This window comes from Nocardia pseudobrasiliensis NBRC 108224, from assembly GCF_001613105.1.
GTDB classification, from domain to species: Bacteria; Actinomycetota; Actinomycetes; order Mycobacteriales; family Mycobacteriaceae; genus Nocardia; species Nocardia pseudobrasiliensis.
On record NZ_BDBS01000042.1, the window covers coordinates 20,140 to 32,744 of the forward strand.

Below are 12,605 nucleotides of genomic sequence, written 5' to 3' on the forward strand. Positions count from 1 at the left end.
CCTCCTACAGTTCGTCGAGTTCGTCGAGGGCGGTCACCTTCGCACCGGTCAGGCGCACCGCGACCTCATTGTTGACCAGGACATTGTCGGAGCCGACCTGCTCGGCCTTCGCATCGCCCACATAGCGCCGGGCGATGGCCACGGCCCAGCGCACGGCCTCGTCGCGATCGTCGCTGATCGTGACCGGGCCCTCGATCGAGACGTACCGGTAGGGCGTTCGGTCGTCGTGCACGAGCAGCGCGGCGTGGCCGGAGCGGGTGAGATTTCGGCCCTTGACCGTCTCGGCTCCGGTGGTGAACACGATGTCGTCACCATCGGCCACGAACCACAGCGGCGCGATATGCGGTCGTCCGTTCGCGCGCACGGTCGCCAATTTCCCAAAGCGCTGGCCTTCGGAGATGAAGGCCCGCCATTGCTGTTCGGTCATCACCTTCATGATCGATACGCTACTCAGCCGTCCAGCACGTTTCCCACCGGCACGCGGTCGTCAGGCGAGTTCGGCGCGGGCGGACTGTTCGGCGAGCTGGCCCTCGGCCACCTCGGCCGGGGTGAAGCGCATGGACAGCACGACCAGCCCGGCGGCGATCGCGATCGCCGCGCAGCAGACGAAGGCCAGGCCGTAGCCCTCGGCGAGGGCGTGCAACTGCGTCGCGGACAGGTCGGGCGCGGGGCCGGTGATACCGCCGCGGGCCGTGGTCCGCGCGGCCACGGCCGCGCCGACCCCGACCAGACCTGCCGCGCCGCCGAGGTTTTGGGCCACCTGCGCCAGCGCGGTCAGCGGGCCGATCTCCGCGGCGCGCACGCCCGCCACGATCGATAGGGTGAGCGGGACGACGGCGAATCCGATACCGAATCCCACGGCCAGCACCGGCACCGCGATATCCGGCAGATAGCTTGGGTCACCGGTGGTGACCTCGGCGGCGTACAGGCAGCTCACAACGATAACCGCCCCGCCCGCGACGACCAGCCAGCGCGGGGCGATCCGCAACGCCAGCCGCGACGACACCGCCGCCGCGATGCCGAATCCGACCGCGAAGGGAACCACCGACAACCCGCTGCGCAGCGGCGAATATCCCAGCACGCCTTGCAGATACAGCGAAATGAATACCGCCAGGCACATGATCACCGCCCCGGCGAGCACGATGGCGATCAGGGCCGCGACCCGGCTCGGTTCGCTGAACAGCGCGAACGGCAGCAGCGGATTGGCGGCCCGCCGCTCGACCAGTACGAAGGCGCACAGCGCGACCGTCGCCGCGATCGCGGGCACGATCACGACCGGCCGCGCCCAGCCCGCCGGTCCCTCGTTCACCGCGAAGACCAGCAGCGTCACTCCGGCCGTGGCCAGTACGGCCCCGGTGATATCGAGTTCGGCGCGCGGGCCCTCGGATTCACGAAGACACAGCACGGCCCCCGCGGTGACGAGGACGCCGATCGGCACGTTCACCAGAAAGACCAGCCGCCAGGACATTTCGGTGAGCACCCCACCCGCGATGAGTCCGGCCACCGAGCCGATGCCGGTCAGCGCCGCGTAGATCGCGAAGGCTTGGCTGCGCGCCTTACCGGGCGAATACGTCGTGGCGACCAATGCCATCGAGGTCGGCGCCGCCACCGCGGCCGCCATCCCCTGCAGCGCCCGCCCGACGATCAAACTGACCGGATCCCAGGCGAACCCGCACAGCAGCGAGGTGAGCGTGAAGGCCGCCACGCCCGCCACGAACACCCGCTTGCGCCCGAACGCGTCACCGAGCCGCCCGCCCAGCAGCATCAGACCCCCGAAGGCCAGCACGTAGGCGGTGATGATCCAGTTCCCGCTCGCCTCCGACAGCCCGAGCGCCTCGCGGATCCGAGGCAGCGCGAGGGCGACGACGGTCCCGTCGAGCACGGTCAGCAGTTGCAGCCCGCCCAGGACGAAGATCGGCGGTCCCCAGACCCGATCGGTCCCTGTCTGCGCAGTAGCGATCACGAGATCCGACACTACCGATCGATGGATATCGCCTCCGCGGGGAGCGACTGCCTGCCCGCGCCGAAATCACCGGCGCGCGAGCGCGAATCGCGGCCGGACAATTCGGGCCGCAGCGGTGTGGTTATCGCGCCGCGTAATCGGAAAATAGTGCGTCGGATGGTTTCCGAGTATCCGGAATCGGAGCGACAGCAATCGGATACTCTGCGGCCCGGAAACCAATCCGACCGGACATTACGAAACAATATCAGCTGGCGCGGCTCGGGTTCGATATGCCGAAGTCCTGGGTCCAATAGGGGGTGCCGTTACGGCCCTGGGCCAGACCGACGCCGATATCGCGCAGACCGCAATTGAGGATATTGGCGCGATGGCCCGGGCTGCGCATCCAGGCATCGACCACTTCGGACGGGCCGCGCTGTCCCGAGGCGATGTTCTCCGCCCAACCACGCGCGGAGTATCCGACCGCCCGGATGCGAGCGCCCGGATCGCCCGCGGAGGAGTTGTGGCTGAGGACGCCGCGAGCAGCCATATCACTCGAATGCGCCTGGGCGGCACGGGTCAGACGGGTGTCGGCGCGCAGAGCGGGACAGCCCGCCTTCGCGCGCTGGGCATTGGTCAGGCCGATCACCTGATCGGTCGCGGACCCGGGGGCTCCCGGGGCCGCAGGCGCCCAAACGGTGAAACACGCGACGAATGCCGCTAATCCGACACCCATCGACAACGACCTTTTAATCACCGGAGTTGAATGCATAAATCCCCCTTACGGATTGGCATCACGGTTGGATAACGGTAGCACCGCAACAAACGAGCAGCAAGATCTCGCTACGATCACGAAAACGTACTCAGCGGGCGGTTTTATGGGAGACGAGACTCGTGGCGATTGAGCCGCAAATGGCGACGGAAAGGTGAGCCGACCGTTACGATGTGCCGCATCCGGAAATAACTCGCACCTCAGGACGCCGGCGCCGACGTGCGAACGCTCGATCCGACTGCTCTCCATCCCTGACGAAGGAATACAACTGATGGGCAAGCACCAGGCAAAACAGAACCCCTTCTACTCGATGCGATTCGCCGTGCTCTCGATGGGCGCGCTGATCACCGCGGGACTCTCCACCCAGCACGGCCCCGCCCCCTCGAATCAGGCCACGGCCCTGACGGCCACCTGGACCGATCTGAACGCTCCCGACCGGGCGCTGACCACAGAGGTCCCGACCGCCGATCCGGAGCCGTCGGCCGCACCCGACTACTCCCGAACCCCCAGGCACGCAGGGCAATCGCTGCCCACTCTGCAAATACCCACCGACCAGCCGGAACCGGCGGCCGAGCAGAAACAGGAGAGTCGACCGGGCCTTCCGCTCGCTTTCGATCCGGCCCCGCAGGACACCGCGCCGCCCACGCGCGCCGCCCGCACCAACACCCGTGCCCAGCACCGCCCGCAGCACCGGGAGGACACCGTCGCCCAGAGTCGGCCCGCGCCAGCCGATCTCGGCTCGCTGCTGAGCGGGATCGGCGCGGCCCTGAACGCCGGTGCGACGCTGGCCCAGCAGTTGAGCTCCGGCAGCGCGGCGGCCACGCCCGCTGCCGACGATGCGAGCACCGACGGATCCGACTGCGCGGGCGCCGCCGCACCCGCGTCGAACGCGATGAACGCGACCGCCAAAACCCCCGCCGGGGCAATAGATCTCAACACCCTGTTGGCCGACCTCGGCGCCGCGCTGAAGGCGGGCGCGTCACTGGCGAGCACCCTGGAATCCGGCAGCTCCGCCCTGGACGCCGGAAGTTCCCTCACCGGAACCGGCAGCTCGTTAGCCGGAACCGGCAGCGCGCTGCTCGCTCCGCTCAGCGCCGCGGCGGCGGGATCGGCGTGACGGTGTCGGGCGAAGCGGCGTCGCCTCGGCGTCGCTTCGCCCCGGCCGCCGCGTCGTGGACAGCAGCGCTCCGGCCGCGAATATCCCGACGATCGCCAATCCGGATTCGATTGTGGGAGAAAGGCGTTGCCACCAGATGACGTAGATGCTCGCGGTGGCGACCAGCGCACCGGCGACGGTCGCCGCCGGAGTCGCGCGGGCCGCGTATCCGGCGCAGAACGCATCCCAGCGTCCCAGCGCCCGGACGGCCCCGACCAGTACGACGCCGCAGCCGAGGAGCCACAGCGGCCGCATCAGCCACCACGTGCCGGGATCGCTCGGCAGCAACAGATCCGGAGCCAGCACGGCCGCGCCGGTAACGAACGCGATGATCGGAATATGCCAGAGGTAGATCGTCATCAGATGGGCGATCACGAATCCGGCGATACCGCGAACTCGGCGCGACGGCTCCCGGCCCGCCACCCGCCGATCCACCCCGACCAGCAACGCCACCTGGATCATCGCGAGGACCGCCATGGCCGTGGTGGGCGGATACAGATTGGAGACCGGTGCGTCGCCCAGCCCGTACATGGTCGGCGGATAGGGGCCCGCGAACACCATCGCCAGTAGGACGGCGACGCCGAGGACCGCGATCGCGACCAGACCGGCATCGGGTATCCGCGCCAGCGTCTCTCGGCTGTACAGCACGCCGAGCTGATGGCAGAACAGCCACACGAACAGCAGATTCCACTGCGCCACATCGGCAATGCCGGAGTATTTCAATCCGTCGAGCGTCGCCGCGACTCCCAGCAGCAGCACCGGCAGCACCCACACCGCTCGATCGTGCGCCCACACCGCCCATGGCGCGACGATCACCGCGACCAGATATACCGCGAGAAACCACAGCGGACTCACCAGCACATACGCCGCGGTTTTCGCCGTCGTCGCCGAATGCAGCCGCAGCAGCACCACCACCGAGGTGAGCACGGTCAGCAGCGGGATCATGGGAGCGACCAGTCGCCGCACCCGAGGCCCGAGATAGGCCGCATAGCCGGTCCCCCGCTGCCGCCACCGATCCACGATGCGGGTATTGGCCAGACCACCCGCGACGAAGAACAGCGGCATCACCTGCAACACCCAGCTCAGGGCCCAGATCGGCTTACCGTGCAGACTCGGATCGCCGCGCACGGCATGGTCGGTGACGGTGATTCGCACCGAGATCCAGTGCACGACAACGACCACCGTGATCGCGAACGCGCGGGCGAGGTCGATGGTCCAGTTCCGGTGTGTCCAGCCGCCCGCCGCTACGGTCACCCTCGTGATTTACCCGATGGGCCTGAATGCCGGGTGAACGCCCGATCACGGGGCATGATCGCGATCCGGGTGGGTAGGCCCCTATCGGGGGCCCGTCGGGAAGGAGCCGCGCATGCCGTCGACCTTGACCCACAAATTGATCGGCTCGCACCTGGTATCCGGCGATATGACACCGGGTGCGGAGATCGCCCTGCGCATCGATCAGACCCTCACCCAGGACGCAACCGGCACACTGGTGATGCAGGAGCTCGAGGCGCTCGAGCTGGATCGGGCGCAGACCCGGGTGAGCGTGCAGTACGTGGACCACAATCTGCTGCAAACCGATGAGCGCAATGCCGAGGACCACGAATATCTGCGCACCGCCGCGCAACGCTTCGGGCTGTGGTTCTCCAAACCCGGCAACGGGGTGTCGCATCCGACGCATATGCAGCGTTTCGGGGTGCCGGGGGCGACCATGGTCGGCTCCGATTCGCATACGCCCGCGGCGGGTTCGCTGGGCATGCTGGCGATCGGGGTGGGCGGACTCGAAGTGGCGCTGGCGATTTCGGGTCGGCCGCTGTATCTGCGGATGCCCGAGGTCTGGGGCGTACGACTGGAAGGCGAACTACCGCAGTGGTGTTCGGCCAAGGATGTGATCCTGGAGATGTTGCGGCGGCACGGGGTCAAGGGTGGGGTGAATCGGGTCATCGAATATCACGGCCCCGGTCTGGCGGGTCTGACCGCGATGGATCGGCATGTGATCGCCAATATGGGCGCCGAACTCGGCGCTACCAGCACGGTATTCCCCAGCGACGAGGCCGTGCGGGACTTCCTGCGCGCCGAAGGGCGCGAGGAGGATTGGATCGAGCTGACCGCCGACCCCGACGCTCGTTACGACGTCGAGGACACCATCGACCTGTCGACGATCGAGCCGCTCATCGCGAAACCGTCCTCACCGGGCAATGTGGTGCCGGTGCGCGAGGTCGCCGGAACCGAGATCGCCCAGGTGGTCATCGGGTCCAGCGCGAATCCGGGTCTGCGCGACTTCGCGATCGCCGCGGCGATGGTCGCCGGGCGGCAGACAGTCCCGCAGGTCAGCTTCGACATCAATCCGACCTCCCGCGAGATTCTCACCGATCTGACGATCATGGGCGCGACCACCGATCTGGTGATCGCCGGGGCGCGAATTCACCAGGCCGGATGTATGGGCTGTATCGGCATGGGACAGGCCCCGGCCACCGGACGCAATTCGCTGCGCACGATGCCGCGCAATTTCCCCGGCAGGTCGGGCACCAAGGAGGATGCGGTCTGGCTGTGCTCGCCGGAGACCGCGGCCGCCTCGGCTCTGACCGGTGTCATCACCGACCCGCGGGACTGGGCGCGGGACACCGGTACCGCATATCCCGAACTCGCGCTGCCCGAACACAATTCGGTAAATACCGCCATGCTGGCACCGCCGCTGGAACCCGAGCAGGCGCGACGGGTCAAGCCTGTGAAGGGGCCCAATATCTCGAGCCTGCCCGAGACCGAGGAACTCCCGGACCAGGTGGAGGCGCCGGTGCTGCTGCGGGTGGGCGACGATGTGTCCACCGACGAGATCTCCCCCGCCGGAGCGCGCGCACTGCCGTACCGGTCCAATATCCCGAAGCTGGCGATGTTCAGTTTCACCCGCCTCGGCGAGACCTATCCGCAGCGCGCGCGAGAGGCGGCGCAGTCCGGTCACATCATCGTCGCGGGTGCGAACTACGGTCAGGGTTCCTCCCGCGAGCACGCGGCCATCGCGCCGCGCTATCTCGGCCTGCGGGTGGTCATCGCCAAATCCTTCGCGCGCATCCACTGGCAGAATCTGGCCAATTACGGTGTGCTCGCGGTCGAATTCGACGATCCGGACGACTACGACACCGTTGACCAAGGCGACGTCCTGCGGCTGACCCAGCTGCGCGCCAGCCTGGCGGACAAGGACACGCTGCGGGTGGACAATGTCACCAAGAACAGCTCATTCCTTGTCCGCCACCGGCTTTCCCCGCGTCAGGTCCGAGACGTCCTGGCCGGCGGCCGGATTCGGCGGCTGGCGCAGGACGAGAAGGAGCAGAACGAGCGGGCTTAGCGGCCCAGCGCGCGGGCCAGCTGGGATTTGGTCATCTTGGAGCGGCCCTTGACATTGCGCTGCCGGGCCTCGTTGTAGAGCTGATCACGGGTCGGGCCCTTCGAACCGCCCTTACCCGAACGCAGGCCGCCGCGACGCTGGGGAGACATATCGTTGACCGAGCTGCGGCTGGCGGTCTTGGTCTGCCCGGCCTGTGCGCGGTTCTTGTTCACCGTGCGGGCCGCGATCTCCTTGGCCCGGCGGGCGCTCGTCCCACGGTCCTCGGCCGAATCCTTGATGTGCTCGTACTGGCGTTCCTGTTTATCGGTCCATTCCTTCGGCATGGCACACCTCCTTTTTCGCGCGAGTACCCGGACGCGGCGGGCGAAACCTCGGCAACCTCAGGACGCATGGAAATCGGCCTCGCTGACCAGATCGCCGGTCGCCAGGAACACCACGCGCGCGCCGATGGCGACCGCGTGATCGGCGAATCGCTCGTAGTAGCGGCTCAGCAGCGTGATGTCGACCGCGGCCTGCACGCCGTGTGGCCAGCCGGGGTTCATGAGCACCGCGAACAGGCTGCCGTACAGCTCGTCCATCGCGTCGTCGTCGGCGTCGAGCTGGCGGGCGCGCCCGGGATCGCAGGTCTCGAGGACGTCGCGGGTGGCGTCGGCGAGATGGACCGCGATATCGCCCATCTGCCGGAAATGGCCGACCAGCTCGTGCGGAACCACCGGATTCGGATGTCGGCGGCGCGCGGCGGTGGCGATATGGGTGGCCAGCACGGCCATGCGATCCAGATCGCTGACGATCTGCAGGGCGCTGACGACCGTGCGCAGCTCACCGGCCACCGGAGCCTGCAGCACCAGCAGATTGAACGCCTGCTCCTCGGCCTCGCGGGCCAGACTGGACACGTGATCGTAGCGGCTGATGGTCTCCTCGGCCGCCCACAGATCCGCATCGGTCAGGGCATAGGTCGCCTGCCGCATCGCCGCACCCGCCTCGGCGGCCATCTGCGCCAGAATCCCCAGCAGCGCAGCGAGTTTGCGATGGTACGTCTCCCGCATGCGATCAATCTTGCCGTAGCCGCGCGGCCGGGTCGACCACCGCGACCGCCGCGAGCGGAACCGGTCGGTAGACTTCGGCACCGTCGGGAGTTCGCGTGGACGGGACGGTGGACATGCGGCAATTCGAGGCGAGGATCGAGACGGCCCGGGGCGGCGGGGCCTATGTGCGGGTTCCCGCGGAGGTGATCGCGGATCTCGGTGGGGGCGGGCGTATTCCGGTGCGGGCGAGTTTCGACGGCATCGACTACATCGGAACCATCATGTCGATGGGCGACGGTCCCTGTCTGGGCGTCCTGAAGGATATTCGCGCGGCGCTCGGCAAGGGGTCCGGCGATACGGTCGTGGTGGCGGTGGCCCGCGATACCGCCGAGCGCACCGTGGAGGTGCCCGAGGATCTGGCGGCGGCGCTGGCGGCGGCCGGAGTGCGGGCCACGTTCGACAAACAGTCCTTCAGTCGCCGCCGCGAACAGGTCGAGGCCGTCGCCGGCGCGAAACGGGCCGACACCCGGGCGCGCCGGATCGCGGGCGCGGTCGACGCGCTGCGCGCCCTCAGCGAGTGAACACGCAGAATTCGTTACCCTCCGGATCGGCCAGAATGTCCCAGTCGATCTCCTCGTCGCGGGCGCGTACGAGGGTCGCGCCGGTGGCGACCAGTTCCGCGGTGACGCCCCAGATGTCCAGGTGCATCCGGTTTTTCACGGATTTGGGCTCGGGCACCGGATTGATCCAGATCAGTGGGCCGCTGCCGCCGGGATCCACGATCGGCACCGGCCAGGCCGGTTCACGCTCGGTACCGTCGAGGGTGTCGCGGCGCACGTATCCCAGGGCCGCGCACCACCAGTCCGCCAGCTTCTGATGGTCGTTCGCATCCAGGCACAGATCCTTGAAAACCGCTGTCATGGCCTCTATTCAACCGGGCCGAGGAAGGATTCACGATGATGCCTCATCCCGCGGTACATCTGGCCGTTCCGGTCGACGATCTCGACGCGGCGCGCGAGTTCTACGGCCGGGTCCTCGGACTCCCGCAGGGCCGCAGCAGCGATCACTGGATCGACTGGAATATGCGCGGACATCAGTTGGTGACACATTTGGTGTCCGACGGGGTCGTCGCGGCGGGTATGAGCGAGGTCGACGGGCACCGGGTGCCGATCCCGCACTACGGGTTGCTGTTGCCGCCGGACGAGTTCCACACGCTGGTCACGCGGTTACGTTCGGCCGGAGTGGAATTCGTGATCGAGCCGTATCTGCGGTTCCCGGGGCAGCCCGGTGAGCAGTGGACGATGTTCTTCCGCGATCCGGCGGGTAACGCCCTGGAGTTCAAGGCGTTCACCGACGAAACCCAGATCTTCGCAACCTGATCCGCTCAGCAGTGCACGCCGGTCACCGCGAACCGCTCCACCGCCCCGACGTGGCCGCCGGTCGCCACCGCGACGGTGAGCGTGCCCGAACAGGCGCCGAGCTCGACCGTGGTCGTCCACGGGGTATCCGTACCACCGGCCGGGATCGCGGGCGCCTCGGCCACGGGCTGCTGCGGCCGGTCCAGGGCGCGCACCTGGACGCGCAGATTCTCGTCGACCCCGGTGACGCGCCCGCCCACGGTCAACGACGAATTCACCGCGGCTCCATAGGCTGGAGTGGTGACGCTCAGCGTGGTGTCCTGGGTGCCGACGACCTCCCACGGCGAATCGACCTCCGGACCGAAGCGCGCCAGATGCACCACGGCCGCGGTGGTCGTTCCGCCCGGATGATCGAATCCGACCCCTATCCAGGCCTCCCTGGCCTGAACCGAGCTGGACACGACCTTGTCGATGCTCTCGTAGCCGAGGTAGTACCGGGCGAAGTACTGCGCGGTCACCCCGGCGTCGAGATGCCAGGGCTGCAGCCCGCCCTCACTGTGCGCGACCTCCCACGAGTTGACCGCCGCGGCGTCGGCGAACGGCCACAGCGGCTGATAGGGGAACTCCGCCGCCGCCGGATCACCGTCCGACGCCTTCGAGGTCGGCGCCGAATCCGACGACGCCGGAGCGGGATTCGACGACGTACCCGTCCCCTCCGCGCGCGAGCGATCGTCCCCGCGCGGCCAGAACCATACCGCCAGCGCCACCACCACCGCGACGATCACCACCACCAAGGCGAGCGAATACCCTTGCCTGGAAAGATTTCTCGGTGCCATACCACCAGGATCACCCTGTCGGTCACGCCACCGAGTGAAAACGCGCGGTCGATCCGCTACTCGACGATCTGCAAGCTGCCGTTCGGGATCACGTTCATGCCATTGACCTCGACCTTGGCGACCACCGGCCCGGTGCAGTTGCGGCCCGCGTGCACCTCGATGAGCTTGTCGGTGCTGTTGGCGACGATGGTCTGGAACGAGTTGCCGGTGTCGATGCAGCCCGTCGGGTTCTCGTAGAGCTTGCCGTTGATGCTCATCGTTCCGGCCGCCGCCGCGGCCGGTCCTGCGCCCAGCACCCCGAACGCGCCTGCCGCGACCACCGCGGCGACGAACCCAGCGGTACGAATCATGGGACCCTCCAGATCAATTCGACTTCCCGACCGTCGTCAGGCTACCCGCGGTCGCGCCGAACGCCACACACGGGGTTTCACCACAGGACGTGCCGGGTAGTCCTGTTCAGTGGCTCTCTTCGTCCGTGCCGCCGTGCGGGGGCCGAGTGGGTCGGGATTTTTTGGGTCGCTTGGTGGAGGCTAGGAGTAGAGGGTGGCGGTTGTACTTGTGCTGCGCGCACGCGGACTCGGTGACCTACTCACCGCCGTCCCGGCTTTACGCGCGCTGCGCCGGGCCAGGCCACGTGATCACATCGCACTCGCCGCGCCGCTGAGGCTCGAGCCGATCGTTGATCTGATCGCATCGGTCGATGAAATGGTGCCCACCTCGGATCCGGAGAACATGCGCTGGGACGGGGACGCACCCGCGCTGGCGGTGAATCTGCACAGCGGGGGCACGGAGGGCATCGTCGAACTGGCCAAGACGAATCCGGCGCGGATTCTCACCTATCGCAATCCGGCGTTCCCGGATCTGGACGGTCCGGACTGGCAGCACGATATGCACGATGTCGATCGCTGGTGTCATCTGCTCGAATCCGGCGGCATCGCCGCGGACCGGCGCAATCTGGGGCTCGTGCCGCCGGTGCCCACCACGAGCCATCGCGACTGCGTGGTGGTCCACATCGGCGCGGGATCGCCCGCGCGGCGCTGGCCGCCCGATCGGTTCGCCGCGGTCGTGCGGCATCTGCTGGTGCAGGGGCGCGAGGTCGTGCTCACCGGGGACGAATTCGAACGCGAGATCGCGCTGACCATCGCCGCGCGCGCCGGACTGCCCGCCCAGCAGGTGCTGGCCGGGCGGCAGAGCCTGCTCGAGGTGTCGGCCACGGTGGCCGAGGCGGCCCTGGTGGTGTGCGGGGACACCGGCGTGGCGCATCTGGCGACCGCGTTCGGCACCCGCACGGTCCTGCTGTTCGGGCCCACGCCGCCCAGTCGCGGCGGACCACCGCCGCATCTGCTCAATCGACATGTGGTGCTGTGGACCGGACATACCGGCGATCATCACGGCAACGCCACCGATCCCGGACTGCTCGAGATCGGCAGCGAAGAGGTGATCGAGGCGGTCGACAAACAGCTCAGCAAGCGGAACTGGCCCGGGGCCGCGGTCGATCGGCGTCGATCGGCCTTCCGGCGCGTCGGCTGAGCTGCTTCAGGATTGTTCGGCCTCGGCCTGCGACAGCGCCGCGGAATAGGCGGCCAGCGCCGAGGGCCAGAACTGTTCGAGATAGTCGCGGGCATCGGCCAGGCCGCGCGGATCCAGGGAATACAGACGGCGATTGCCGTCCGGGCGCATCATGACCAGCCGCGCCTCGCGCAGGACGCGCAAATGCTGCGATACCGCCGAACTGCTCACGCCGATCGCGGCCGCCAACTCCCCCACCGAACGCGGCGTCTGTGGCAGAGCCTCGAAGATCGCGCGACGAGTGGGATCGGCGAGGGCGATCAATGCCCGAACTCCGTTAGTCGCCACTTAAATAGTGTGGGACTGCGCTGACCGGACGGTCAAGCGGGTTACGAACAACCCTCGGCCCGGTGAACACCGAATTACCTGCATGTAGTTCCTGAACAGGGCCATTCGGACGAGTCCGGCGGGCCCTGTGACGGTCACGACAGGATTACGGACCGCCCGTGCGGCTGTCGTAGGTTGCCATCCATGCCCGTGACCGTTTCGTTATCTTCGCGGCGGGCCCGGCGCGCCGCGCAGGTCGTGGCGATCACCGCGGTCGTCGGCGCCTCGATCGGCACCCTCGGCGCGGCCGATCGCCACGGCGCAGGTTCGGCGCCCAGCCTGG

15 protein-coding genes are annotated in these 12,605 nt (G+C 68.0%); 5 read left to right on the forward strand and 10 right to left on the reverse strand.

Features of this window, described 5'->3' with window-relative positions:
• Positions 1 to 4: 4 nt before the first annotated feature.
• From NP4_RS29825 to NP4_RS29840, 3 genes are all read right to left on the reverse strand, one after another.
• The gene (locus tag NP4_RS29825; protein WP_068005091.1) at positions 5 to 436 is read right to left on the reverse strand and encodes a PPOX class F420-dependent oxidoreductase; all 432 of its coding nucleotides are present in this window, start codon (positions 434 to 436) and stop codon (positions 5 to 7) included.
• 51 nt (positions 437 to 487) lie between these two features.
• Positions 488 to 1,963: an MFS transporter gene (locus tag NP4_RS29830; protein WP_245997394.1), complete on the reverse strand. Its 1,476-nt coding sequence runs from the start codon at positions 1,961 to 1,963 to the stop codon at positions 488 to 490.
• 244 nt (positions 1,964 to 2,207) lie between these two features.
• The gene (locus NP4_RS29840; RefSeq protein WP_169813823.1) at positions 2,208 to 2,675 is read right to left on the reverse strand and encodes a CAP domain-containing protein; all 468 of its coding nucleotides are present in this window, start codon (positions 2,673 to 2,675) and stop codon (positions 2,208 to 2,210) included.
• Between the two features lie 307 nt (positions 2,676 to 2,982).
• Here NP4_RS29840 and NP4_RS29845 point away from each other — a divergent pair, with 307 nt between their 5' ends.
• Entirely contained in the window at positions 2,983 to 3,828 is an 846-nt protein-coding gene (locus NP4_RS29845; protein WP_068005099.1) for a hypothetical protein, read from the forward strand.
• Here NP4_RS29845 and NP4_RS29850 read toward each other — a convergent pair.
• On the reverse strand, positions 3,766 to 5,121 hold the full coding sequence (locus NP4_RS29850; RefSeq protein WP_068005102.1) for an acyltransferase family protein: 1,356 nt from the start codon (positions 5,119 to 5,121) through the stop codon (positions 3,766 to 3,768). The two genes, NP4_RS29845 and NP4_RS29850, sit on opposite strands and share 63 nt — an antisense overlap.
• A gap of 112 nt (positions 5,122 to 5,233) precedes the next feature.
• Between NP4_RS29850 and NP4_RS29855 the strand changes: the two genes are divergently transcribed.
• Positions 5,234 to 7,207, forward strand: a complete 1,974-nt coding sequence (locus NP4_RS29855; RefSeq protein WP_068005103.1) for an aconitate hydratase — start codon at positions 5,234 to 5,236, stop codon at positions 7,205 to 7,207.
• On the opposite strand, the gene NP4_RS29860 is transcribed toward NP4_RS29855, so the two are convergent.
• Positions 7,204 to 7,530 (reverse strand): plasmid stabilization protein, encoded by a 327-nt coding sequence (locus tag NP4_RS29860; RefSeq protein ID WP_068005105.1) that lies wholly within the window; start codon positions 7,528 to 7,530, stop codon positions 7,204 to 7,206. The two genes, NP4_RS29855 and NP4_RS29860, sit on opposite strands and share 4 nt — an antisense overlap.
• Before the next feature lie 57 nt (positions 7,531 to 7,587).
• A complete protein-coding gene (phoU, locus tag NP4_RS29865; RefSeq protein ID WP_068005107.1) occupies positions 7,588 to 8,253 on the reverse strand; it encodes a phosphate signaling complex protein PhoU in 666 nt (221 codons plus the stop codon).
• Between the two features lie 95 nt (positions 8,254 to 8,348).
• Here phoU and NP4_RS29870 point away from each other — a divergent pair, with 95 nt between their 5' ends.
• Complete coding sequence (locus tag NP4_RS29870) at positions 8,349 to 8,813, forward strand: YdeI/OmpD-associated family protein (RefSeq protein ID WP_245997398.1); 465 nt, start codon at positions 8,349 to 8,351, stop codon at positions 8,811 to 8,813.
• Here the strand turns inward: NP4_RS29870 and NP4_RS29875 are convergent.
• The gene (locus NP4_RS29875) at positions 8,803 to 9,153 is read right to left on the reverse strand and encodes a VOC family protein (protein ID WP_068005112.1); all 351 of its coding nucleotides are present in this window, start codon (positions 9,151 to 9,153) and stop codon (positions 8,803 to 8,805) included. The two genes, NP4_RS29870 and NP4_RS29875, sit on opposite strands and share 11 nt — an antisense overlap.
• Before the next feature lie 35 nt (positions 9,154 to 9,188).
• Here NP4_RS29875 and NP4_RS29880 point away from each other — a divergent pair, with 35 nt between their 5' ends.
• Positions 9,189 to 9,611, forward strand: coding sequence for a VOC family protein (locus NP4_RS29880; RefSeq protein ID WP_068005114.1), 423 nt, complete (start codon positions 9,189 to 9,191; stop codon positions 9,609 to 9,611).
• Between the two features lie 5 nt (positions 9,612 to 9,616).
• Here the strand turns inward: NP4_RS29880 and NP4_RS29885 are convergent, their stop codons facing one another.
• Both NP4_RS29885 and NP4_RS29890 read right to left on the reverse strand, forming a co-directional pair.
• Complete coding sequence (locus NP4_RS29885) at positions 9,617 to 10,426, reverse strand: hypothetical protein (protein ID WP_147287894.1); 810 nt, start codon at positions 10,424 to 10,426, stop codon at positions 9,617 to 9,619.
• Positions 10,427 to 10,482: 56 nt separating this feature from the next.
• Positions 10,483 to 10,776: a hypothetical protein gene (locus NP4_RS29890; protein ID WP_068005117.1), complete on the reverse strand. Its 294-nt coding sequence runs from the start codon at positions 10,774 to 10,776 to the stop codon at positions 10,483 to 10,485.
• A 193-nt stretch (positions 10,777 to 10,969) separates the two neighbouring features.
• Between NP4_RS29890 and NP4_RS29895 the strand changes: the two genes are divergently transcribed.
• Entirely contained in the window at positions 10,970 to 11,956 is a 987-nt protein-coding gene (locus NP4_RS29895) for a glycosyltransferase family 9 protein (RefSeq protein WP_068005120.1), read from the forward strand.
• 6 nt (positions 11,957 to 11,962) lie between these two features.
• On the opposite strand, the gene NP4_RS29900 is transcribed toward NP4_RS29895, so the two are convergent.
• Positions 11,963 to 12,283, reverse strand: coding sequence for an ArsR/SmtB family transcription factor (locus tag NP4_RS29900; RefSeq protein WP_068005122.1), 321 nt, complete (start codon positions 12,281 to 12,283; stop codon positions 11,963 to 11,965).
• Between the last annotated feature and the right edge of the window lie 322 nt (positions 12,284 to 12,605).

Coding starts and splice junctions, on each gene's coding strand:
- NP4_RS29825 (WP_068005091.1), bottom strand. CDS start 436: ATGAAGGTGATGACCGAACAGCAATGGCGGGCCTTCATCTCCGAAGGC.
- NP4_RS29840 (WP_169813823.1), bottom strand. CDS start 2,675: ATGGGTGTCGGATTAGCGGCATTCGTCGCGTGTTTCACCGTTTGGGCG.
- NP4_RS29845 (WP_068005099.1), top strand. CDS start 2,983: ATGGGCAAGCACCAGGCAAAACAGAACCCCTTCTACTCGATGCGATTC.
- NP4_RS29855 (WP_068005103.1), top strand. CDS start 5,234: ATGCCGTCGACCTTGACCCACAAATTGATCGGCTCGCACCTGGTATCC.
- NP4_RS29860 (WP_068005105.1), bottom strand. CDS start 7,530: ATGCCGAAGGAATGGACCGATAAACAGGAACGCCAGTACGAGCACATC.
- phoU (WP_068005107.1), bottom strand. CDS start 8,253: ATGCGGGAGACGTACCATCGCAAACTCGCTGCGCTGCTGGGGATTCTG.
- NP4_RS29875 (WP_068005112.1), bottom strand. CDS start 9,153: ATGACAGCGGTTTTCAAGGATCTGTGCCTGGATGCGAACGACCATCAG.
- NP4_RS29880 (WP_068005114.1), top strand. CDS start 9,189: ATGATGCCTCATCCCGCGGTACATCTGGCCGTTCCGGTCGACGATCTC.
- NP4_RS29885 (WP_147287894.1), bottom strand. CDS start 10,426: ATGGCACCGAGAAATCTTTCCAGGCAAGGGTATTCGCTCGCCTTGGTG.
- NP4_RS29890 (WP_068005117.1), bottom strand. CDS start 10,776: ATGATTCGTACCGCTGGGTTCGTCGCCGCGGTGGTCGCGGCAGGCGCG.